Genomic DNA, 24,776 nt, shown 5'->3' with positions numbered 1-24,776 from the left:
CTGTAAAATAAAAAGAAACATATGTTTGATGGGAGATGGACGGTAATGAACCGGTTTACGGGAAAAACCTCCGGTTTGGAGGAGTGGCTGACGCAGGTGCGGGAAAATACCGAAATTATGGACAATGTTACGCACTGGCGAACCCTCGCTCCGCGTGACGCGCGTACCGCTCCGCTGCCGGAAGGCCTGCACCATGCATGGAAGGAAGCGCTGAATTCCCGTGGGGTCAGCGAATTATATACGCATCAAGCTGAAGCATACCGCGCAGTACGGGCCGGAAACCATGTAGTGGCAGTGACGCCAACTGCATCAGGTAAGACGCTTTGCTACAATCTGCCTGTTATGCAGTCTCTGCTCGAAAACGAAGAGGGCAGGGCGCTCTATTTGTTTCCGACGAAGGCACTCGCACAAGACCAGGTTGCAGAGCTGCAAGCGCTCGCCGACTTAATGGATGTAGGCATTAAGACACACACTTACGACGGGGATACGCCGCCAACTGTACGAACAGCGATACGTAATGCCGGCCATATCGTGGTCACGAATCCAGATATGCTCCACTCAGCAATACTGCCGCATCACACCAAATGGGTCAAGCTGTTCGAAAATATAAAGTATATCGTTATTGATGAAGTCCATGCCTATCGCGGCGTGTTCGGAAGCCATGTGGCAAACGTCATAAGGCGGTTAAAACGCATTTGCAAGTTTTACGGGTCGACGCCGCAGTTTATTTGTGCGTCAGCCACGATCGATAATCCCCAAGAGCATGCAGAACGTTTAATCGGGGAGAAAGTAACACTTGTCGACAACAACGGCGCACCTATGGGAGAAAAGCATTTTGTCTTTTACAATCCTCCTGTTGTCAATAAACAGCTGGGCATTCGTCGCAGCAGTGTGCTAGAGACGCGCAAGCTTGCCGGTCTGCTGCTTAAGCAGGGGGTTCAGACGATTGTATTCGCTAGAAGCCGTGTTCGTGTTGAGCTGCTGCTGACATACTTGCAGGAATTGATTCGCGATAAAATCAATGATAAGTCGATCAGAGGTTACCGCGGCGGCTATTTGCCCAAATTGCGCAGAGAAATTGAACGCGGTTTGCGATCGGGTGAAATTCGCGGCGTTGTCAGCACAAATGCACTGGAGCTTGGCATTGATATCGGTCAGCTTCAAGCCTGCGTTTTGAATGGCTATCCCGGCACAATCGCAAGCACCTGGCAGCAATCCGGACGTGCGGGACGAAGACAAGAGAGCTCGATCACCTTTATGGTGGCGAGCAGCAATCCGTTGGATCAGTATATGATTCAAAACCCTGACTTTTTCTTTAATCGGCCACCCGAACGCGCATTGATCCATCCTGATAACTTATTGGTGCTTATGGATCATGTCAAATGTGCGGCATACGAGCTTCCATTCGAGGCAGGGGACACTTTCGGTTCGGAATCACTAGAGGATATGATGGAGTTTCTCGTGGAGGAGAAGGTGCTGCATAAGGCGGGAAGCCGATGGTTCTGGATGGAGCAATCCTTCCCTGCACATAACATTTCGCTGCGGTCGGCGGCACAGGAGAACTTTGTCATTATTGATAATACGAACGGCAGCCGGGTTCTGGGAGAGGTTGATCGGTTCAGTGCTCCGACGCTCATTCATGAGGAAGCAATCTATATTCATGAAGGCGTGCAGTACCAGGTCGAGAAGCTCGACTATCCGGAGAAAAAAGCCTATGTACGTGAGGTTAGCGTGGATTATTATACAGATGCCAACCTAGCGGTTGAGCTAAAGGTGCTGTACGTAGATAAGGAAAGAGAGTCGGGAGAGCTGATTAGGCAATACGGTGAACTCACGGTCAATGCCAAACCCACCATTTTCAAAAAAATAAAGCTTCGCACGCATGAAAATATCGGTTCAGGACCTATTCATTTGCCGGAGGAAGAGCTGCATACGAGCGGTTACTGGTTCTCGTTTAGCGAGGAGGCCGCTGCCCGCAAAAGCAAAAACGAAATGCAGTTTGCTTTGCTGGGCATTGCGAACGTGCTCGTGCATATCGCGCCCCTCTATTTAATGTGCGATCCTTTCGATATTAGAGTCGTACCTCAAGTAAAAGCCGTTCATACGCAAAAGCCGACGATTTATTTCTACGATCGTTACCCGGGAGGAATCGGTCTAAGCGAGCGTTTGTTCGAGGTGCATGATGACCTTATTCGTCAGGCCAAATCCTTAATACGCGCTTGTACATGCTTAAGCGGCTGTCCGGCCTGCGTGGGCCCCATTGAAGAAGTGGGGCTGCTTGGGAAGCAGCAGGCGCTGGAGCTGCTGAACGAAGCGGAGGGTACGCGATGAGCGGTATGCGCGATAGAATGAACCGTTTGCGCGGTGAAAGCTCCAAACAGGAAGCGGTGATTGAAGAAGCAGTCGAGCTGACTGAAGAACCGAAGGCGGAGCTTGCCGGAGAAGATGAGGAGAAGCTTTCACCCGTTTGGGCTGCTTTCGGAGTTAAGCTGGTTACGAATGCTACAGGCAGCTTCTTACTTCGAAAAATAGAATATCCAATAGACTATCGTCACGGTTTGCATGCTCTCCGGGAGCTGCAAGATGCAGCTCCCGGTTTATCGGCATTTCATTCGAATCAGCAAACTGCCGCCGAGCAGATATTGTTTCTGGATCTAGAAACGACAGGCTTAGGCGTTGGGGCGGGGAACGTTCCGTTTATGGTTGGCATAGGCTATATGTCAAAGGGCCAATTTGTTATCGAGCAAACCTTGATCAGGCATCCTGCCGAAGAGAGAGCGATGCTCATGTATTTGGCGGAAAAGCTGCAGCAGTTCACTTTTCTATCCACCTATAACGGCAAGACATTCGATTGGCCGCTCGTCCAAAATCGATTTATCATGAATGGGCTTGGACGCAAAATGTGGGAGCCTCAGCATCTCGATTTTTTGCATCCGGCGCGGTCGATATGGAGAAACACACTAGTTTCATGTCGGTTAAGTCACGTTGAGGAAGAACGGCTTGGCATACATCGGGAAGATGATGTACCGGGCTCGATGGCACCTCAGCTCTATTTTCAATATTTAGCGAATGGAGATCCAGCGCCGCTTGAAGGCGTTTTTCGTCATAATGAAACGGATATGCTCTCTCTTGCTTGTCTAGCTATTCGTTTTGGGCATTTATTGAATGGCAATATTGAATCTTATATTCCCCTACCGGATGAGCCGGAGGAGATGGTGCGCACCGGCCTTTGGCTGGAACGGATGGGCAAAAATAAGCTTCCCATTCAATTGTTCGATATGGCAATGAATGCGGAACAATCGAATCCTTCAACGCTTCTTATGCTTGCCGCACGCGACAAGAAGGCTGGAAATTGGGTTCGTGCTGTGTTATTGTGGCAGAAGGCTATTATTCATTCCAGCTCGCATTTTGGCCCTGCTGCTCATGAAGCGAGCATAGAACTGGCTATGTACTACGAGCATAAACTGAAGGATTACGAGGCTGCTTTAGGGCATGCGAATATGGCGTTTGAACATGCTATGAATCATTCTCTGCTTATTCGTCGCGATACCAAAAAAAGAGCAGAGCTCGAGGCGCTGAGAAATCGAATCACGCGCTTGCGACGAAAATCAGCAAAACAAATCCAATAAGCGAGCTCTCATTAAATAGAGCAAATTCGTGGATTATTGATGCAATTGAATGATCGGGGATATTTTATAACGGAAAATTAAAGTTTATACAGCAGATTGCAGCGATGCCGCTCTTGCTTGAGAGGATTTTATAATAATGACAAAAAAACTACCGACAATGCGCGGTTTACTTATTGATCTGGATGGCACCTTATATCATGGAACGCATCGCATCGACGATGCAGATCGGCTTATTTCTTATCTGAGAGACACGAAGCTTCCTTTCCGCTTTGTTACGAACAATTCATCGTCTACCCCAGAAGAGGTCGCAGATAGACTGAACAACATGGGGATCCCTGCGGTACCTAAGGATGTATGCACATCAGCGCAAGCAGCTGCGGGGCATATCGCGGAAATTAAGCCGGGAGCGTCTGTTTTTGTAGTTGGCGAAACCGGACTTAAGAAAGCCGTTCAAGAAGCTGGTCTAGCATTGACGGAGGAACAACCCGATTTCGTGCTGCAGGGCATTGACCGTTCCTTTACCTATGAACGTTTAACAAAAGCGGTCCGGTATATTCATAACGGTGCGGTTTTTGTTATGACAAACCCGGATTTGCTGATTCCATCCACAGACGGTCTCATTCCCGGTGCGGGCTCCATTGGAGCTATGCTGCGGGCAGCGGGTGGAAAAGAACCAATTTTGATCGGAAAGCCCTCATCGATACTTATGAAATATTCACTGAGAGAGATCGGATTAAAGGCTGAAGAAACGTGGGTAGTTGGAGACAATATGGCTACAGACATCGCTTTCGGTGAGGCAGCAGGCTGTGGTACGATTCTTGTTTTAACCGGACTTACAACTGCTGAGAATTTGTCATATTACATGGAGCAAGCAGGCTGTCAGCCAAGCGTTATTTGCAATCACTTAGAAGAGCTTCGTTCTTATATATCTGATCACAGACAAATATGAGATTACGCTAACGAAGAACATAGGAAGGAAGCGAGCTTTCATGCAGGAACTGCCGGAACTGGATATTTATCGGACTTTCATCGCGGAGCAATTCGTAGGAGGTCAAATAACCGGTATTGAAATATCAAATACAAAGATTTTTCAAGCAACCGACGAGCAAATACAGCGAGATGTTATTGGTAAGGTAGTATGGTTTGTAGAAAGAAGAGGCTTTTATTTAGTTATGCATTTGGATAATGGGAAACGTCTGTTGCTACATTTGGGGCAAGGGGCTTATTTGTATAGCGGAAGCGAAGCTGATAAACCAAGCCGTACCGCACAGTTGAAACTTATTTTCGGCGAAACCGTACTTTACGGTGTTGGATTGCGTGCGGATGATTTGCAGCTTTTAACGGTAAAGGGAATTGAGGAAAAGCTAGGTAAGTTTGGACCTGATGCGCTGGACAAAAGATTGACGTTAGACCGTTTCATCGGGCGGTTTGCAAAAAAACGCGGATCAATTAAAACAGCGTTAATGGACCAAAACGTAATCACTGGTATCGGCGCCGTATACTCGGATGAGATTTGTTTTGCTGCCTCGGTTCGGCCAGATGCAAAAATTCCTATGTTCGAGAACGAAACCTGGGAACGCCTATATGAAGCGATGCATAGTGTATTAAAGGAAGCGATTTCGCATGGCGGGGCAGGCGAGCATGCTTATTCCGCAGAGGATGGCTTAACGGGTAAACATCGTGATCAGTTTCAAGTTTATGACCGTGAAGGCCAAGTCTGCCAGAATTGCGGGACAACTATCGAGAAAATCGATGTTTCGAACCGGAAAGCATTCGTTTGTTCAAATTGCCAAAAGGAGCAATGAATAAGCAAGCTTTGAATCTATTCGTTGAACGGGGGTTTCATTCATGATCCATGTGTACTTAGACGATTACCGAGTATGCCCCAAAGGGTTCGTTCTGGCGAGTAATGCCGAAGAATGCAAGCAGCTTCTGGATTTCGAGAAAATAGGCATTCTTTCGCTTGATTACGATCTTGGCTGGGCTCAACCGACTGGCTATGAAGTGGTCCGTCATATCGTGGAAACAGGCCGTTATCCGGAACAAATCTACTTACACACTTCAAGTGCAGCGGGCCGTATGCAAATGTACCATATGTTATCAACTAGCGCGCCGGCTGAAACCAAGCTGCATAACGGTCCGATGCCGGACGCGCTTTTAAATGAAATAGCTGCTGGTTAACTTATCACCCTTGCCCTCTAGGGTTTTAGTTTTAAGAAACGCTTAGGAGCGTTGAACAACTCAATGTCATGCTTACCTTTTTATTAAAAATTTCCGAACCCACCCAAACCCTCCCTTCCAAGGGAGGGCCCCAAGGGTTGCACCCTCTGGACACCCGCAATTGGAGTAACGTATTTGTTAGTCCGACGCGATTATTGGTTAGGTGAGAGCGGGGAACGCTTTGTCCCGGGGGACACGCTTACATGGGGAATTGAAGTTTAAGGTATTTTTGGACAAGCTTTTCGTTCATTATGTTTGGTGAAATAGAATTACAATTGGTTTTATTTCGTGATACTAAATGGAGTTTGTGGTGTAATTGGCTTCATTAGTTAATATTTCTAAATAAATGATCATGTTTAGTTTCACGAAATGTGACTTATTCGTTATAAAGCAAACAGATGAGCTGTACGTGAGTGGATCGAAGCAGAAGTGGATCTTTCATTTGAAATAGGTAGTTCGTGATCTATTGGATAATAATTAACAGGAAAAACTCCTGCTAATCAACACCTGATGTTTTTTTTCGTACATTTAACAGCAATTTCTCCCGTTAATTTGATTATTTTGGGACAAACTGAGGGGAATATAGAAAATTAGCTGGAGATTTTCCAGTTAAGTGAGTAAAACGAGCTCAATGTGGAGAATTAGCGGTAGTTTTTCCAGTTAATGTGCTAAGGGTGTTCGGCTTGCTGATAATGCAGTGAAGGATATGCGAAAGATGTGCATATGCGATGGATCAGCTTGGTAACAACGCAGCTCGACAATCTAGATAGTCTAACATTATTGCTACTTTAGCTGTCTAATCGAATGAACTTAAAAGTAACCAATGCATGACTCCCAATGCAAGCGTGTCCCCCAGGGACGAAAGCGATCATACGCAAACATACACTCAAATGAACGCCGCTGCCTCTCACGTTATTCCAATTGCAGGTGTCCAGAGGACGCAGTCCTTGGAGCCCTCCCTTGGAAGGGAGGGTTTGGGTGGGTTCGAAAAGTTAATAAAGGTAATATAAAAATAACCCTTCACTTATTTATCATTTTTTTAAAATTAGTCCTATTAAAAATTAAATTTAAAAGTTTTCAGAGATAAGGAATTAACACCTTTGAGGGATTGGGTGTATAACTCCCTTCAGGGTTTGGGTGTATAACTCCCTTCAGGGTTTGGGTGTATAACTCCCTTGAGGGATTGGGTGTATAACTCCCTTCAGGGTTTGAGTGTTTAACTCCCTCGAGGGTTTGGGTGTATAACTCCCTTGAGGGCAGGGGAGAAAAGGTCCCTCCAAGGGACCGAGAGTAATTCATATACGAAAGAGGTCTAACATACGTGAGTCAATGGATCGGAACGGCCAATCAAACCTATTCACCCTATGCAATGGAAGAAATTCGCAGAATCCTTGAAGGAGTGGCCTTCACGCAGCTTGCAGCAGGTGAAGTGTTTTTAATGTCCAGCCCGCAAAATCGGGAAGAGACGCTGCAAGCTATCCATCAGCAAGAACCGATCTTTTTACGACATATCCAGCCGGTGGATCGTACGATTGAAATAACAGGAAACGCGAATGATCTTGAGGAATTATCGAATATGGTTCGCAACGCTGTGCTGTCCTTTGAAAATAAACGAGTGGCCGTGCATATTAGACGAACCTCAAAATCTGAATTTGTTTATTCTGCCGCTGACACGAAAGCAGTGCTTGATGCGGTGCTTGAAGAGATCGGTGCAGAGCCTGTCGTACAACAGCCGGATATCATTATTGCGATATACGCTGCGGCCAATCAGCTTTATGCAGGTTTTGGAGCGCCATCGGATATGCTATCGGATTGGCCAGGCGGCGCAGTTCGCTTTCAGCGTGAGGAAGGACAGGTTTCACGGGCAAAATTCAAACTGCTTGAAGCGGAGCGGGAATTTGGTTTGAATTATGCCAGCTATCAAAATGCACTTGATGTCGGAGCAGCGCCTGGCGGCTGGACATCACTGCTGCTGGAGCGGGGATTACGAGTAACCGCTATTGATCCTGCAGAATTACATCCTTCATTAATGGCTTATCCGACCTTAACGTATTTAAAACGCAATGCATCGGAAGTGAAATTTAATGCTGGTACGTTTGATCTGCTCGTCTGTGATATGAGCTGGAGTCCGATGCTTATGTGCAAACTGGTGCTTGACCTTGAAGCTGCGCTCAAGAGTGGTGCGACCGCCATCATCACGGTGAAGCTTATGCATCGGAAGCCGCTGCAAACCATCAGAGATGTCATTTCCAGACTATCAACGGAATTTGTGCTTCAAAAAGCAAAGCAGTTGTTCCATAACCGTGAAGAAATTACGTTATATTTGATTAGGAAATAAGATGAGCCGCCCCCGCCTCAAGGCAGGGCGCTCTTTTTTGAATTGATAAGAATTTATTAGTTTTGACTTATAAATGAGCTTATATATATCCGCGAAACGAGCTTAGCCGCTAAAGGACGGCGCTTGTCTTTAAGGATCTTATGCCGCTGGAAGGAGGCTGTTTTAGTGCCCAATTTGAAAGCGCTTTATACGAACCTGAGAATAAAGCATAAAATGTTTGTACTTATTTCTGTCATCATGGTGGTCGTTGCTGTGCTTGCTATCATTATTCAACAATATGCCTTTGACTTTTACGATCAAGAAATATACAAGCAGTCTTCAAAGGCACTGAGCTTATCTTCGATTAGCATCGAGAATGAACTGAAAAAGATGGAGAAGCTCACATTCATGCTTACAACGGATTCAACCATTCAACATTATTTAAGATCGATTAAAAGCGGGTTGTCCGATTATGACAACTATGTTGTGCGATTGACAGTTAAAGAGCGGATGGTCAATATTGGCGCGCTGGATAAGTATGTACTTTCTGCGCAGCTTTATGACGTAAACGATAACGAGTACGCGGTAGGAGCGAATTCGGTTACCGTGTACCAGGACCGCTTGAACTTATATAAGCAATTAACAGCCGTGAATAAAGGGGGAAATACATGGATTACCCCCTACAGTAATGACAAGTCTCTAATTGCTGCGCGTGAGGTTCGTTCGTTTGAACAGCTGAATCTAGATTACATTGGCACATTAGCGCTTCGTATTGATATGGACAAGCTGTTCAGGGATTTAGCAAAAGGGCTGAACAGCAACGATGCGCAGCTAATTATTATGAAAAATAATGAAGCGGTATATCCGGAGGCTTCGGCTTTCCCGATTGATTCGTTAGCGGCTTTATCCGGAAATGAGGGATATAAGGTCATTCGCTATGAGGGGAAGCAATATTTTGTAACCTATATCGCCTCAACGTATACCGATTGGACGTATTATACGCTGATTCCGTTTGATGATATTTTTGACCGTGTTGTAAAGGTGAAAAATACGATTATTATTATTTTCGCTATCCTTTTTATTGTCATTCTATTGATTGCCGTAGGGTTCGCAAATGGAATAACCGAACCCATCGAACGTTTGAATGCAAAAATGAAAAGGGTGCAGCTGGGCAATTTTTCTTATATCGATGAACCGAATGAACGAACGCTTGCGATGGATGAAGCAGGGCAAATGCACAGGAATTTCCGGATTATGGTTGAACGTATCAATGAGCTCATCCATGAAAACTATGTAAAACAGCTGACGATTCGCGATACGGAGTTCAAGGCCCTTCAGGCACAAATCAACCCGCATTTCCTGTATAACACCTTGGAATCCATCAATTGGTCGGCGAAGCTAAGCAATCAAACGCATATTTCCCAAATGGTTGAAGCGTTAGGCTCGCTGCTTAGAACCTCTATTAATCTAAAGGAGCCGCTTATACCGCTTAGCAAGGAGCTTGACATCATCAATCATTATGTGACCATTCAAAAATACCGGTTCGAGGAGCGCCTTGATTTTAATGTAGATGTTCCTGAGATGCTGCTGCAATGCAGTATTCCTAAGCTATCGCTTCAGCCGCTTGTCGAGAATGCAATCAACTATGGACTTGAACAAATGATTGACACCTGTACGATAAAAATTCATGCTTATGCAGAACATGAACTTTTGTTTATCACGGTCGAGGATAATGGGCCAGGTATGGAGGAGCAATTTGTTGCTCAGCTGCTAAGCGGAGAAGTGAAAACGAAGGGCTCAGGACTCGGATTGAAAAACATTGAGGATCGCATAAAGCTTTTGTATGGAGACGCTTACGGTCTACAGGTTGAAAGCGAACCAAATGGGGGCACGACAGTTAAGCTGATACTTCCGTATGAAATGAGGGATTCCCGTGTATAAGGTGTTGCTGGTGGATGACGAACGAATAATAGTTGAGGGAATATCGCTTACGGTTAAATGGAATGATTTTAATACGGAGCTTGCAGGAACAGCGCGCAATGGACTCGAGGCGATGGCTTTTATTGAAAGCCATATGCCGGATATTGTGATATCCGATATTAAAATGCCGGGAATGAACGGTTTGCAATTAGTTGAGAAAGTGTATGAGAAATTTCCGCACATTGCCTTCATCTTATTATCCGGATTTAGCGAATTTGATTATGCCCGAACAGCCATGCAGTTCGGGGTTAAACACTACTTACTCAAACCATGTAATGAGAACACGATAACAGATGCGCTGACAGAAGTGATTTCAGAGCTTGAGGAACAGCAATCGCAAGAAAAATTCATGCTAAATATTCAGAAGGAACTGTCAAAGGTGCTGCCACACGCGAAGGAGCAATTTTTGAAGGAGCTTGTTACGAACAAGACGTATGGGCAACGCGATTGGGACGACTACGGTAATTTGTTTCACATTACTGTAGATAATGATAGGGTGCAGCTGCTTTTGTTTCAAATCGAAGGGAAATTTGAGTTTGAGCATATGTTCGCAGTCAAAAATATAGCGCAGGATGTTATTGGTCAATCGATTGTTCTTCTCAGCACCACGATTGGGAAGCATGTACTGCTGTTGATTAAGGCGAGCAGCGGGACAGAAGCTTTATTCACAAAGCTGATTGAAATAAAGCAAACCTTCTCGACCTTTTACAAGCTTGATGCCACGGTAGCCGTAAGTGATGCCGGTCCCATTACCCACGCCCGCAAAATGTACCGCGAAACGTTAGAGTGCTTAAATTACCAATTTTATTTAGGTGAAGGCAGCATCATTACGCAAAATGATGTTGAACGAGGCGATGACTACGTGCTGAAGCCGTTCATTTACGATGAAGAACCGCTATGCATGCATGTAAAATCGGGAGACTGGGCATTCGTCCAAACGGAGCTTCAGAGCTATTTTGCTCAGTTGGCGGAAAGCCGGATGGATACGCATCTCTCAAAATCATATGTCATTCCGCTGTATATTTCGATCGTACGGCAAGGAAAACCGGAAGAGATAAATGATTATTTAACAAAAATCGCCAGCTTCGAGCAATTTCACACGCTTAGAACCATTGAGCAATTTGTTACCGAAAATGCAGAGCAAATTTGCATGAACAATTTTCAAACTCATTCCAAAAAACATTCGCTCATTATCAATAAGATGCTCCATGTCATCGATGAGCAGATCTCAAACCCGGAGCTATCACTCAATTGGGTAGCGAGTGAAATTTTATATATGAACGCTGATTATTTAGGCAAGCTGTTCAAGAAGGAAACGAACGAGAAATTTTCCAACTATGTCGTGCGTTTAAGAATGGAACGGGCCATGGAGGAAATTGAAAAGACCGGCGATGTAAAGGTTTTTGAGCTGGCAGAAAAGTTCGGGTTCGGTGATAATCCACAATACTTTAGCCAGGTTTTCAAAAAGCATACCGGATTTACGCCATCCGAATTCAAAAGGTCGCCATAATGGCGACCTCTGTTTTTTTAACAAAGAAAGCGGTTTTTTTAATTCCGACAATTCGACAATCGACCTATAATAAAGCTTGTAAACAACATTAAAGAGTTTGGAAGGGGCGTAACACAATGAAAGCACCGAAGAAAATGCTTTTAATGCTCATGGCTGTTGCACTGGTTCTCGTAAGCGCTTGCGGAGGAAATTCAGGCAATGGTAACGCAACTAACTCCACTAACACACCTAAGACTAGCAATGAAGTGAAAGAGGAGCCGTCAGAAGCGAAACCAGTTACTCTTCGGATCGCATGGTGGGGCGGGCAGCCTCGACATGATTACACGATGAAAGTCATTGAAATGTACAAAGCGAAAAACCCGCATGTCACGATTGAAATGGAATATGCGAACTACGATGATTACTGGAAGAAGCTAGCGCCTCAAGCGGCTGCAAACGAGCTTCCTGATATTATCCAAATCGATACGCAAAACTACTCGCAATATGCAGGCAGAAATCAACTCGCTGATTTGACACCGTTCATTGGCAACCAAATCGATGTTACCGACATCAGCCAAAACGCAATTGACGGCGGTAAATTAGGCGACGGACTTTACGGAATCAACCTTGGCGTTAACGCACTCGGCTTTAACTATGACCCGGCGCTTCTGAAAAAGGCTGGCATTGATTCCATCCCTGAAAACTTCACTTGGGATAATTACGTTGAAATGGCTGGCAAAGCTAAAGCTGCTGGAATTTACTTCGATAACGGCATGCGTCCTGAAGTATTCTTCGGCTACTACCTCCGTACATTAGGCAAAACATTGTTTAATGCAGAAGGTACCGGCCTTGGTTATGAAGATGACAAAATGTTTACAGATTTCTTCGGAATGCTAGCTAAGCTGGTAATTGACGGCGCAGTACCATCACCTGACGTGCTTGCGCAAATCAAAGGCGCGGAAGACAGCCACCTTGTACTTAACCAAGGCATCGGCGTATGGCAGTGGTCAAACCAATATGTAGGCTTGCAGCAAGTTGCAAACCGTCCGCTTGCAATCGCTCCAATGGCTGGTCCTAACATGGAAAAAGGTTTATTCTTGAAACCAAGTATGTTCTTCTCCGTGTCTGAGAATTCGAAARTGAAAGAAGAAGCAGCTAAGTTTATCAACTTCTTCGTAAATGATATCGAAGCAAACAAATTGATCCTGGGCGACCGCGGTGTTCCTGTATCGTCTAAAGTTAAAGAAGCTTTGAAAGCCGTTTCCACGGAAGCTCAAATCCAAGTTTATGACTACGTTGCTTGGGCGGAAGCAAACAGCTCCCCAATGGATCCAGCTGATCCGATCGGTTCTGCTGAAGTATTTAAATCATTGACCAGCCTTGCTGAGCAAATGAACTACAACAAAATTAAGCCAGAAGAAGCAGCTAAGAAGTTCAGAGACGAAGCAACCTCCATTCTTAAGAAAAACAAGTAATATTGTTTGAGCAGATGCGATGGTTGGTCGGAAGATCGGCCATCGCGTTTTCTTTAATACAGAAGAATCGATTAGATAGACTTCGTATAGGAGTTGGATAAGATGAAATCGCTATCACTGAAAAACAACTTGATTGGTTACACCTTTATTGGACCATTTGTTATTGGATTTCTATTATTCACATTGATCCCAGCTGCTGCATCGTTATATTTTTCTGTTACGGATTATGATCTCCTCTCGACACCATCCTTTATTGGATTAGAGAATTACTCGACGATGTTTACGGATGACTCGAAATTTTGGGCATCGCTTAAGGTGACTTTCTTGTACGTATTTATCGGTGTTCCGCTTAGACTGGCTTTTGCCCTATTTATTGCAATGATATTGAATACAGCCTCGAAAGCAATCGGGTTATATCGGACGGTTTATTATCTTCCTTCCATTATCGGAGGCAGCGTTGCGGTTTCTATTATGTGGCGCAACCTTTACGGGGATGAAGGGGTTATAAACATCTTTCTGAATGCACTCGGTTTAGATAGCGTAAGATGGTTCGCGGAACCGGTGGCGGCGCTTTGGATGCTCATTACTTTGTCAGTTTGGCAATTTGGTTCTTCGATGCTTATTTTCCTGGCAGGACTCAAAAACATACCGCCAGAATTGTACGAAGCTTCAAATGTTGACGGTGCGGGACCCATTATTCGATTCTTCAAAATCACGATACCGATGCTAAGTCCAATTATTTTGTTTAATACGATCATGCAGACCATTGGTGCATTTATGACCTTTGTACCAGCGTACATTATCTCCAAAGGGGAAGGCGGTCCGCTTGATGGAACGCTGCTCTACTCACTTTATTTATTCCGTCAGGCGTTTGTTTATTTCGATATGGGCTACGCGTCCGCTATGGCATGGGTTATGCTGATCATCATTGCCATTTTGACAGGAATTCTGTTCTATACCTCTAAGAAATGGGTTCATTACGAGTCGAAAGGTGGCCATTAATCATGATCTTAAAAAAACTGAAGTGGCCGATCTACCATATCTTTGTCGCAGCGCTCGCATTAGTTATGGTGTATCCCGTCTTATGGCTGCTAATGAGTTCATTCAAGCAAAGTAACCTTATTTTCGCAACCGCAGATTCACTCATTCCACAGCCATGGATTTGGGAGAACTACAAGATAGGCTGGGTGGGGATCGCGGGGCAATCCTTCGGTAATTTCATTATGAACTCGCTGGAAATCGTAGTGATTTCAACGATCGGAGCGGTATTATCATCGGCATTTATTGCTTTCGGATTTGCGAGACTTAACTTTACGGGCAAAACGTTCTGGTTTGGCATTATGATGGTAACGCTCATGCTGCCGCATGATGTCGTGCTTGTGCCGCAATATATTTTGTTCGCAAAGCTTCACTGGTTGAATTCCATTAAACCAATTGTTATCCCGCAATATTTCGGAATTCCGTTTTTCATCTTTTTGCTTATTCAATTCATTCGGACCATTCCAAATGAGCTTGATGAAGCGGCAACCATCGATGGCTGTGGAAAGTTCCGCTTGTTTTTCCGGATCATCCTGCCGCTCGTCGTTCCTGCACTGGCGACGGCTTCGATTTTCTCCTTCTATTGGAGATGGGAGGATTTGCTCGGACCGGTCCTTTATTTGAACCGCCCAAGCTTATATCCGGTATCCATGGGTCTAAAAATGTTCTTAGACAGCGATACCGTCTCCAACTGGGGCGCGATGTTCGCGATGTCGATCGTAAGCTTGATTCCTGTGCTTGCCATTTTCTTCGCTTTTCAGAAATACATCGTTGAAGGCATCAGTACAAGCGGTTTGAAATAGTCAATCATTTGAATTAGGGGAGAGGAAGATGGAAATGCCTCAGCTTCAATTTGATGAAAATCATATTCGGGAAGTCATTGAGCGCGTAGTAGACAGTACCTTTAGAATGGACTTTAGCTGGGATTGGCCAGGCGGCGTAGCATTTTATGGAGTGGCAGAAGCTTACGAAGCAACTGGTAATAAACGCTATATTCAACTTTTGCAAGAGTGGGTTGATGAGAAGCTGGAGGATGGACTTCCTAAGCTATCCGTGAACGGCGTATCGATTGGACATGCGCTCATTTCCCTTTATAAAGCAACGGATAATCAAAATTATTTAGATGTGGCTATTCAAATGGCTGAATACTTAAAAAATGACGCTGTACGTTTTGCGGATGGAATTTTTCAACATACGGTAAATTCCGAAACCTACAACTTTCCGGAGCAAGCTTGGGTAGACACGATGATGATGGCAGGCTATTTCCTTGTTCGTATGGGACATCTGCTTGACCGTGCGGATTATTTGGAGGATGGTTTGAAGCAGTATCATGGCCATGAGCATTTTCTCCAGGACCCCGTATCGAATCTGTATTACCATGGCTGGGATAACATTGCTCAAAACCATATGTCTTCCATCTTTTGGGCACGCGGCAACTCATGGGCTGCATTGACTATGGCAAAAGCTTTGCCTCATATCGCGGTTCAGCATCCATCCTTTATGATAATCGAAGGCTCCATGCGGGATCAGCTTAGCACGCTTGTCCGTTTGCAGGACGACAACGGACTGTGGCATACCGTATTGGATGATAAAACTTCTTACCTTGAGACATCAGGCTCAGCAGGAATAGCAACGGGGTTATTCGCCTTTGGATCCTTGTATAACAAATACATTCAGCGGTCAATCGATGGTATTTTAAGTCAAATTACCGATGACGGGGCCGTGCTGAACGTATCTGCCGGAACCGCTGTTATGAATGATTTGCAAGGATACCGCGATGTAGCTCACAAACGAGTTCAAGGCTGGGGACAGGGATTGGCGCTGGCTTTTCTGGCAGAACTGCTTAACTCCAAGAAACGTGTATTTTAATTAGACATTTTATTGTTTAAACCTCTGTATTTATGTTAAAATTCCTCTAATAAATGTTTGATCAGGAAAGCATCCTGATGCCGATTGTAAACTTACAAACGGCGTCAGGATGCTTTTTTTGTTCATTTTTGGAGGATTAATATGAAAAGCACAGTGGAGCTGTTTGATCCTTATCCTATCGGAACGGTAATTGGTACTCGATATCGAATCGCTGGTAATTTGGGAAGAGGCGGTATGGGCGTCGTGTACGCTGCAGATGATTTAAGACTCGCGGGTAAGCTCAGAGCAATAAAAGTAATTGCTCCGATGCCGGGCGTAGGCAGATATGCGGAAGAAGCACAAATGCTTATGATGGTAAATCATATTCATTTGCCATTAATCGTTGATTATTTTCCACCGAATGAACACGTTTTTGAAGCACTTGTGATGGAATATATAGAAGGCCGCACCATCGCTGAGCTATATCGTACAAAGCCTATTACCTTGTCGTTTGCGAAAATATTGGATATTGCTCTGCAGCTTTGCTCTGCGCTTCGCTATTTGCATGCGAATGAGCCGCCTATTATTCATCGGGATATCAAGCCTTCAAATGTAATGCTCGAAGAGAATGGGAAGGTCAAACTTATTGATTTTGGTATTTCCAGACAATTTAAGTTGGGGAAAGAACAGGATACAGCCCGGCTTGGAACCTATGGCTTTGCCGCACCGGAGCAGGCAGGCAAAGGGCAAAGCGATGAGAAAACGGATATTTACGGTCTCGGAGCACTCTTGTATTATATGGCCAGCGGAGGAATGATTTATCGACAGCCGCACGGGGAATTAAATAGCCAGGAGCCATTCGGACACATTCCTCGTGATTTTCCGGAGGCTTTCAAAAGGGTGCTGCGATGCTTGCTGCAATCGGATCCGCGAATGCGATATGGTTCCATGCAGGAGGTGGAAGAAGCATTAGCGCCGTTTGTACAACATTATGGATTAAAGCAGGCTATGAATCCTATTTCGGTGAGTGAACAAAGTCCATATCGCAGACAACATACCGTATGCTTGCTCTCACTGTCATCGGGATCCGGATCCACCTTTTTGACGCATACGCTTGCCAATCTGTTAGAATCCGAACGAGCCTCGATTACGGCAGCCGAGTATGAACAAGCAAGGCCGGAATGGCATGCTTGGCTTTCAGGAAACAAAAGGTTGCGTAAAAGTGATGCACACGATAGAAGTGCGCTTGATAAACGCTACGAGCGTTATAGCTTCGATAAGCAGGCAATCGATTGTTTCGCGTTGAAGTCGGAACAGCGTTTGGATCTCGTACAGGATGAACATCGTTTTGAGCAAATGCTTCGACAAGCAGGTGCCAAGATTAATTTGATCGATTTATCGCGAAAATGGACCGAACCGCGCGCTCGGCAGATAATGAAGCAGGCAAGTTTTGTTATTGTCGTTGGCGATCCATTCGTTGTAAAATGGCAGGGCAGTGAGCTAAGACTTCTGGTTGATTTGAAGAATGAACTGCGACTAAGCAACTCTCGAATGCTGTTTGTTGCAAATAAGGACATTGCTTTTCATGGTCGAAACGAGTGGCTGCATCTTTTTCCTGACCGTCCTTTAGCCATTGTGCCTAAACTTGCGGTGGAAACAATGCTCTCCTTACAATGGCGGGGGCTATGGGCAACCGATGACAAACGAATCCAAAAACGACTTAAACAAGCATTATCGCCCATTTTAAAGCTTCTTTCTAATGAAATAAACACAGACTGATCATTTATGTGGTACAATGATACGGGCAAAAAGTGTGAATTCACATCGATTGAATATGGTTTATATATGTATATGAATGGAGATAAAGACGAAAATGAGTTTGTTAACAGTTGAGCAATTATCACATACGTTCGGCGACCGGGTATTGTTTAGAAATGTATCCTTCCGCTTATTAGATGGTGAGCATGTCGGACTTGTCGGTGCGAATGGAACCGGCAAATCTACACTTATGAATATTTTGACCGGTAAATTATTGAAGGATGAAGGCAAGGTGGAATGGACGCCTCGCGTTCGATATGGTTATTTGGATCAGCATACGAAGCTTGATGCGGGCAAAACCATTCGGGATGTGTTGAAAGACGCCTTTCTGCCTATGCTTTTGTTAGAAGAAGAGCTCAATCAGATTGCATCGCAAATGAGTGACGCGGATGCGGATACGCTTGATGAGCTGCTCGTGCGTATGGGCGAGATTCAAGAGGAACTGGAAATCGGCGATTTTTATTTGATCGATGTAAAAGTCGACGAAATGGCAAACGGTCTAGGCTTAAATGCAATCGGTCTTGACCGTGACGTAACAGCTCTCAGCGGCGGACAAAGGACAAAGGTTCTTCTAGCCAAGCTTCTCCTTGAAAAACCAGGCGTTTTGCTGCTCGATGAGCCGACGAACTACTTGGATGAAGAGCATATTAACTGGTTGACTAACTACCTGAAAAACTATCCGCATGCTTTTGTTCTCATCTCGCATGAAACTAGCTTCATGAATCAGGTTGTCAACGTTATTTATCATCTTGAATTCACGAAGCTGACTCGTTATTCGGCGAACTATGATAAATTCCTTGAGATGGCAGATTTGAACAAAGCTCAGCATATCGACGCATACGAGAAGCAGAAGGATTTTATTAAGAAGCAAGAGGAGTTTATTCAAAAGAATAAGGCTCGTGCTTCGACTTCGGGAAGAGCGAAGAGCCGGGAAAAGCAGCTTGATCGCATTGACCGTATCGATAAGCCGGAAGAAGCAGCAAAACCAACCTTTCAATTTAAAGAATCCAGAACAAGCGGCAAAACGGTATTTGAAGCTGAGGGCATGGTTATTGGCTACAACCGGCCGCTTTTGCCTGAGATGAGTATGGTCATTGAACGTGGAGATAAAATTGCAATCGTTGGTTGTAACGGCGTCGGAAAATCAACGCTGCTAAAAACCATACTCGGCGTTATCCCGCCGCTTGACGGCAAGACTTATCTTGGCGATTATTTAAATGCAGCATACTTTGAACAGGAAGCTAAAGCGCCGACCATGACTCCGCTTGAGGACGTTTGGGATGAGTTTTCATTCATGAACCAGCATGAAGTACGTGCTGCACTTGCCCGCTGCGGCTTGAAAAACGAGCATATTACGCGCGCGCTCAACCAGCTCAGCGGGGGCGAGCAAGCTAAAGTGCGTCTTTGCAAGCTGATGATGCGCGAGAGCAACTGGATATTGTTCGATGAGCCGACGAACCATTTGGATGTTGTCGCCAAAGCGGAACTGAAACGCGCGCTCCAGGCTTACAAAGGTACAGTTGTGCTCGTCTCTCATGAGCCTGAATTTTATGAGGATTGGGTAACCAAAACTTGGGATGTAGAAGCTTGGGCGATGCAAACGCAAAGCTAATAATAAGCTGCGGTAACGCATGCTGCGGCAAGCGGTGATGCTCGCTGCAATCGCCGGTCTACTCTTCCAGTAGATCGGCTTACTTGCATTTGTGAAACGTCTTCATTATGATAAATTTAAGCGTTCTTGTAGAAGAACATCACGAAGTTTGATTTGAAAATCGATTATTTACAACTGGAAGCAGGTGTACCTCAAAGATGAAAGAACATATTCTTGTCGTAGAAGATGAAGCTGGTATTTCTCGTATACTTCAGCTTGAACTAGAGCATGAGGGCTATACGGTGGGCACAGCCGCCGATGGTCGAACAGGCTATGAAATGGCATCAACAGGGGAGTGGGGACTAGTTCTGCTTGATGTGATGCTTCCTGAAATGAGTGGAATTGAAGTATTGCGATTACTGCGGCAAGCGGGTAATCCCGTACCTATCATATTATTAACAGCACGTGATACCGTGCCTGACAAGGTAAGCGGCTTCGAACACGGTGCCAATGACTATATAACGAAACCGTTTGCGATGGAGGAGCTGCTGGCCCGTGTGCGCAACATACTGCGTATATTCCAGCAATATCCGAAGGAAGCGGAAGGTTCGGACATGATAAAAGTTGGAGATTTAACGATTGAGCTGCGGACTCGAAAAGTTTACCGCAAGGATATTTTGATCGAATTAACGCCGCGAGAGTTCGAGCTGCTCGTATATCTCGTAGAGAATAAAAATGACGAGAAGTCCCGCGAAGATATTTTATCCGAGGTTTGGGGCTATGATTTTATCGGTGAAACGAATCTAGTCGATGTTTATATACGTTATTTGCGCCAGAAACTGGACAAGGGTTACCGTCATAAGCTAATTCATACGGTACGTGGAGTCGGTTATATGATTAAGGAGCCGGATGCATGACACTGCGCAAACGGTTTACGCTTTTTACAATTTTCTGGCTCATCTTTATTTTGATTCTCTTTAATATATTCGTATACTTTTACGTCATCAAAATTACGACGGAAAGCGAAGAAGAGGTTATTGCGAATAAGGTGAATCTCATGCTTGAGAATCCCCGAATTCAGAGCGGTCGAGGACTGAACTATCCGGAGCTGCTCAATGAGTATTACAACGTTAACGAAATGATCCGCATTATTGCGCCTAATAACAGAGTAGTCAATATAACCGGCTCAAACGAGCTGCTGCAAGAGCTTCCTGCTGCCTTTGAGACTCATCACCATACGGGGATGATTACGAAGGGCGGAGAACGTATCTTGTTCATGCGGGTTCCGTTGTATGACGGAAATCGCGTCATTGCAATGCTTGAGGTTAATCGAATACTGGATGAGCTTGATAATTACTTGCAGGTATTGGTTGCGGCGCTAAGCGTGACCAGCGGCGGAGCCATCTTGTTTGCCATATTCGGCACGTATTGGTTCACGTCCAGACTGACGGCGCCTATTCAACAAATGGTTAATACAATGAGGGAAATTGATCGAAGCGGTAAGCTCAGGCAGATCGAGCTGAGCAGCCGGGAAGAGTCTGCGGAGCTCCTTCAGCTTGTCCGTGCATTTAATCAAATGATCGAACGGCTCGATCGTACCTTTGCAAAACAGAAGCAGTTCGTTGCAGATGCCTCTCATGAGCTGAAAACACCTTTAACCGTTATCAGCAGCTATGCAGGCATGCTGAAGCGCTGGGGGCGGGATGATGAGAATTTGCGGAATGAAGCTATCGAGGCCATTGATAAGGAAGCTAATCGACTGCAGAACTTAACAAAATCGATGCTGATGCTGGCGGAGGCTGAGCAAGAGGATTGGCTCCGTCAGGAGCTGTTTGATGTTGTCCAGGTTGTCGATGAGCTTGCGACAATGCTGCAAACGACGTTTGGACGTCCAATCAGGGTGAAAGCGATGTCCAAGGTGGTGCGGATGGTCGGTGATAAGGATAAAATTAGACAGCTTCTTGTCATTTTGCTGGACAATGCCATTAAATATTCGAAGGACCCGATAGACATTACGATAACGCTCGTTAGGCATATCGTAAAAATCGAGGTTAAGGATAAAGGAATGGGTATTCCTGAAAATGAAATTCCCCATTTATTTGAACGTTTCTATCGTGTTGACGGAGCAAGAAGCCGTGCGACTGGCGGTGTGGGACTCGGACTATCGATCGCGAAACGAATCATTGATCTGCATGAGGGAAAGGTAGATGTCTTTAGTTTGCCGGATTTAGGCACGACGATTACTCTGCAGTTTAAGCAGCGTAAACAATAACATATCGAGGGGGGCTTTCCCGAAAATGAAATTTCGTACGGCAGCCGTTCAATATAAGCTAGCTGACATTGATTMATTTGAGCAATTCGCGGAGCAAGTGACTCATTATGTGCGAAATGCATCTGAATACGGCGTACAATTTATTTTATTTCCAGAGTTTATTACAACGCAATTAATGTCTATCGGCGATGAGCAAGGAAACGCGCTTACTATCGACCGCCTTCCTGATTTCACGGAAGATTACTTGCATTTATTCGGCTCTTTGGCAGTTGAATATAGGGTTTATATTATAGGCGGGACCCATGTTATTAAAACGGCTGATAATAGTCTTCGCAATGCTGCCCATCTCTTTCACCCCGATGGCAAAATTGATGTCCAGCATAAAATTCATCTCACGCCATCGGAAGTGGAAGGCTGGAATATGTCGGCGGGTGAAGGTCTTGAAGTGTTTGAGACCGCATACGGCACCATTGCAATGCTTACCTGCTACGATATTGAATTCCCGGAAATCGTCCGGATGGCTAGGGCAAAGGGAGCAGACGTCATATTCTGCCCTTCCTGCACCGATGACCGTCACGGCTTCTATCGGGTAAGGTATTGCTGCCATGCCAGAGCTGTTGAGAACCAAGTTTATATTGTTACCACAGGCACGGTTGGTTCGCTTCGCAAGGTAGATCTCATGCGCGCGAATTTTGGGCAAGCTGCTGTAATTGCGCCTAATGATATTCCATTTCCGCCGGCTGGCATATTAAGCGAAGGAATCATCAATGACGATATGCTCGTTGTCGCTGATTTAGATTTGGCGCTGCTGGAGGATGTAAGGTTGAAAGGTGCAGTAACAACTTGGCGCGACCGGCGTACGGATTTATATACGGACTGGCAGTAGTGTAATTATTCGAGTTCATCCTTTTTTTGGAAGGCGGCTTGGGATGCGCAAAGAGCTGTACTTATATGTAAAAGACAAACCTCAAAAAACAATCATACGTAATTATGGTCAGGCTGATTTTGAGGCACTAATCGATGTTCAACGTGCAAGCTTTCCTCCGCCATTCCCTGAGGAGCTATTGTGGAATGTCGATCAGCTCTCCGAACACGTTAACCGTTTTCCAGAAGGTGCGTTGTGTGCAGAGGTTGATGGCATCCTGATCGGCTCGATGTCCGGTCTCTTGGTCAATATGATGGAGTACGGCCATACACATGATTGGGAAACCGTTACCGACGGCGGATATATTCGCAATCACAATCCGGTAGGAGATACGCTGTACATCGTGGATATTTGTGTGATTCCGGAATTTAGGAAATCAGGAATTGGCAAATGGCTGATGCAGTCGATGTATGAGACCGTTGTACAGCGTGGACTCCTCAGACTCCTCGGAGGTGGTCGCATGCCCGGTTATGGAGCTCGTGCCCATGAAATGACGCCGGAGTCCTATTTGGAAAAAGTGCTGAGCGGAGATTTGAAAGATCCTGTAATAACCTTTTTGCTTAGATGCGGTCGCATGCCAATCGGCATCGCCCACGGATATTTAGAAGATGAACAGTCCAACAACTGTGCAGCCATTATGGAATGGCGAAATCCGTTCAAATAAAGGAGATATACGAAAATGCTGACTTATCATCGGATTACATCCATTGAGGATCCTTATTTTGCTCCCCTACATAAGCTTTTGCAAACGATTTTTCCTCCTGAGGAAGTACTAGCATATGATCTTTGGAGAGAGCCTCTTGAGGATCAAGCGATTCATGTCTATGTTGCCATTCATGAGGGGGAAGTAGTCGGGTCAACGGAATACCGTTATTATCCGGAGCTTCGCGTAGCGATGACTGATTTTACGATAATAGGCAAGCCTTCCTTAGGTATTGGAAGATTTCTGCTTCGTAACCGCGAGCGTGATTTGGCTAAGCTCGCCGTGCAATCGGGTACCTCGCCAATCGGTATGTTTGCCGAAGTGTATGATCCTTACCGTGCAGAAGAACATGCTTTCGGCGGCGTTTCGCCAATGAATCCGTTTGTACGCCGTGAAGTGCTCTCGCATATCGGTTATAAGCGAATTGATATCGCATATGTTCATCCTTCCTGGGACCACGAGGGTCAAGCCGTTTCTGAATTAGATTTATGCTTCCTGCCGCAGGATGATGAGATGACTTCCATTGATGCTGCCCTTGTTGCTGAATTTCTAGATCGGTATTATGCTGCCTTGCCGAACAAGCCAGAGGAATGGTTACGCATGGTTGAGAAAATTCGTGCTGCGKACACATTAGAGCTGCTGCCGCTATGACAAAACTTATCTTCAGAGGAAATGGTGATTCAATGGGCGTACCTCGTATTTATTGTGATTGCGAAGTATGCGCTGAAGCTAGAAACATGGGGATCAACCGTCGCCTGCGTTCATCTGTCCAAATCGAGGATGAGGATGCAGGAACGATATGGATTGACTGTGGACCGGATTTCGCAAAGCAATTAGAAGCAGCCGAATTGAGAGCAATTGATACGCTGCTCATTACTCATGCTCATTTTGATCATATCGGGGGTCTAGTGGAGTGGGCGGACGCCTGTCGCTGGACTAATAAAAAAGGCCGTGCATACGCACCGGCTGAAGTGATTAAAGAGATTTTGGATCGGTTTCCATGGCTTGGAAATCAAATTCAATTTCAGTCATTTGATCAACCAATTCAGTTGGGTAAATGGAAGGTATCTAGCTGGCGAGTCAATCACGGAAAAAATGGTTATGCATACGCCTTTCGTTTCGAGAACGATATTACGGACTTTAAGTGGGTTTATTGTTCCGACTCGATCGGCTTGACGGAGGAGCAGCAAGAGAAGTTGGCGGCTTTAGATTTACTTGTACTTGGAACCAGCTTCTATCATGAGCCATTCGCCTACGAAACGAGATCAGTTTATGACGTGGTGGAAGCAATCGAGCTAGTGCATAAATGGAAACCAAAGCGGACGATACTTACTCATATGTCTCATGACATTGATATTCGAAGAACCTATAATCTGCCTGAGCATATTCGTTTTTCTCACACGGGATTAAAGATTACCCTGTAGGTTCGATAATGGATACCTTAGGCTTGACAAATAGCTCGTCTTTTTTG

The 24,776-nt window shown here is 45.2% G+C and carries 20 protein-coding genes; all 20 read left to right on the top strand.

From position 1 onward, the window contains the following. Positions 1-45 precede the first annotated feature (45 nt). The 20 genes from AC1DLI_RS00400 (at position 46) to AC1DLI_RS00305 (ending at position 24,729) form a co-directional block, all read left to right on the top strand. Positions 46-2,331 (top strand): DEAD/DEAH box helicase, encoded by a 2,286-nt coding sequence (locus tag AC1DLI_RS00400; RefSeq protein ID WP_477598813.1) that lies wholly within the window; start codon positions 46-48, stop codon positions 2,329-2,331. Then, positions 2,328-3,629 (top strand): ribonuclease H-like domain-containing protein, encoded by a 1,302-nt coding sequence (locus tag AC1DLI_RS00395; RefSeq protein ID WP_477598812.1) that lies wholly within the window; start codon positions 2,328-2,330, stop codon positions 3,627-3,629. The genes AC1DLI_RS00400 and AC1DLI_RS00395 overlap by 4 nt, the downstream gene beginning before the upstream one ends. A 136-nt stretch (positions 3,630-3,765) precedes the next feature. Beyond that, on the top strand, positions 3,766-4,578 hold the full coding sequence (locus tag AC1DLI_RS00390) for a TIGR01457 family HAD-type hydrolase (RefSeq protein ID WP_477598811.1): 813 nt from the start codon (positions 3,766-3,768) through the stop codon (positions 4,576-4,578). A gap of 40 nt (positions 4,579-4,618) precedes the next feature. Then, the gene (locus AC1DLI_RS00385; protein WP_477598810.1) at positions 4,619-5,434 is read left to right on the top strand and encodes an Fpg/Nei family DNA glycosylase; all 816 of its coding nucleotides are present in this window, start codon (positions 4,619-4,621) and stop codon (positions 5,432-5,434) included. A gap of 43 nt (positions 5,435-5,477) precedes the next feature. Continuing rightward, complete coding sequence (locus AC1DLI_RS00380) at positions 5,478-5,810, top strand: cyclic-phosphate processing receiver domain-containing protein (RefSeq protein ID WP_477598809.1); 333 nt, start codon at positions 5,478-5,480, stop codon at positions 5,808-5,810. A 1,360-nt stretch (positions 5,811-7,170) separates the two neighbouring features. After that, positions 7,171-8,187: an SAM-dependent methyltransferase gene (locus AC1DLI_RS00375; protein WP_477598808.1), complete on the top strand. Its 1,017-nt coding sequence runs from the start codon at positions 7,171-7,173 to the stop codon at positions 8,185-8,187. Between the two features lie 165 nt (positions 8,188-8,352). Beyond that, positions 8,353-10,107 (top strand): sensor histidine kinase, encoded by a 1,755-nt coding sequence (locus AC1DLI_RS00370; protein ID WP_477598807.1) that lies wholly within the window; start codon positions 8,353-8,355, stop codon positions 10,105-10,107. After that, positions 10,100-11,656, top strand: coding sequence for a response regulator transcription factor (locus AC1DLI_RS00365; protein ID WP_477598806.1), 1,557 nt, complete (start codon positions 10,100-10,102; stop codon positions 11,654-11,656). The genes AC1DLI_RS00370 and AC1DLI_RS00365 overlap by 8 nt, the downstream gene beginning before the upstream one ends. Positions 11,657-11,772: 116 nt before the next feature. Further along, positions 11,773-13,110: an ABC transporter substrate-binding protein gene (locus tag AC1DLI_RS00360; protein WP_477598805.1), complete on the top strand. Its 1,338-nt coding sequence runs from the start codon at positions 11,773-11,775 to the stop codon at positions 13,108-13,110. A 102-nt stretch (positions 13,111-13,212) separates the two neighbouring features. Next, positions 13,213-14,112, top strand: coding sequence for a carbohydrate ABC transporter permease (locus AC1DLI_RS00355; RefSeq protein WP_477598804.1), 900 nt, complete (start codon positions 13,213-13,215; stop codon positions 14,110-14,112). A 2-nt stretch (positions 14,113-14,114) separates the two neighbouring features. After that, a complete protein-coding gene (locus AC1DLI_RS00350) occupies positions 14,115-14,951 on the top strand; it encodes a carbohydrate ABC transporter permease (RefSeq protein WP_477598803.1) in 837 nt (278 codons plus the stop codon). Positions 14,952-14,985: 34 nt separating this feature from the next. Continuing rightward, complete coding sequence (locus AC1DLI_RS00345) at positions 14,986-16,017, top strand: glycoside hydrolase family 88/105 protein (protein ID WP_477599335.1); 1,032 nt, start codon at positions 14,986-14,988, stop codon at positions 16,015-16,017. Between the two features lie 141 nt (positions 16,018-16,158). After that, positions 16,159-17,775, top strand: coding sequence for a serine/threonine-protein kinase (locus AC1DLI_RS00340; RefSeq protein ID WP_477598802.1), 1,617 nt, complete (start codon positions 16,159-16,161; stop codon positions 17,773-17,775). Positions 17,776-17,869: 94 nt separating this feature from the next. Next, positions 17,870-19,426, top strand: coding sequence for an ABC-F family ATP-binding cassette domain-containing protein (locus AC1DLI_RS00335; RefSeq protein WP_477598801.1), 1,557 nt, complete (start codon positions 17,870-17,872; stop codon positions 19,424-19,426). Between the two features lie 197 nt (positions 19,427-19,623). Then, complete coding sequence (locus tag AC1DLI_RS00330) at positions 19,624-20,322, top strand: response regulator transcription factor (protein WP_308994912.1); 699 nt, start codon at positions 19,624-19,626, stop codon at positions 20,320-20,322. Beyond that, positions 20,319-21,677: a HAMP domain-containing sensor histidine kinase gene (locus AC1DLI_RS00325; protein WP_477598800.1), complete on the top strand. Its 1,359-nt coding sequence runs from the start codon at positions 20,319-20,321 to the stop codon at positions 21,675-21,677. The genes AC1DLI_RS00330 and AC1DLI_RS00325 overlap by 4 nt, the downstream gene beginning before the upstream one ends. Positions 21,678-21,702: 25 nt before the next feature. Beyond that, on the top strand, positions 21,703-22,563 hold the full coding sequence (locus tag AC1DLI_RS00320; RefSeq protein WP_477598799.1) for a carbon-nitrogen hydrolase family protein: 861 nt from the start codon (positions 21,703-21,705) through the stop codon (positions 22,561-22,563). Positions 22,564-22,606: 43 nt separating this feature from the next. Beyond that, positions 22,607-23,266 carry a GNAT family N-acetyltransferase gene (locus tag AC1DLI_RS00315; RefSeq protein WP_477598798.1) on the top strand — a complete coding sequence of 220 codons (660 nt, stop codon included), beginning with the start codon at positions 22,607-22,609 and terminating at the stop codon, positions 23,264-23,266. Between the two features lie 18 nt (positions 23,267-23,284). After that, positions 23,285-23,956, top strand: coding sequence for a GNAT family N-acetyltransferase (locus AC1DLI_RS00310; RefSeq protein WP_477599333.1), 672 nt, complete (start codon positions 23,285-23,287; stop codon positions 23,954-23,956). Further along, a complete protein-coding gene (locus AC1DLI_RS00305) occupies positions 23,953-24,729 on the top strand; it encodes an MBL fold metallo-hydrolase (RefSeq protein ID WP_477598797.1) in 777 nt (258 codons plus the stop codon). The genes AC1DLI_RS00310 and AC1DLI_RS00305 overlap by 4 nt, the downstream gene beginning before the upstream one ends. Positions 24,730-24,776 lie beyond the last annotated feature (47 nt).

The sequence above is a fragment of the Paenibacillus sp. 01T443 genome, from assembly GCF_056398325.1.
The sequence above is the reverse complement of the archived record's forward strand: the minus strand, read 5'-3'. Positions and strand labels throughout refer to the sequence as shown.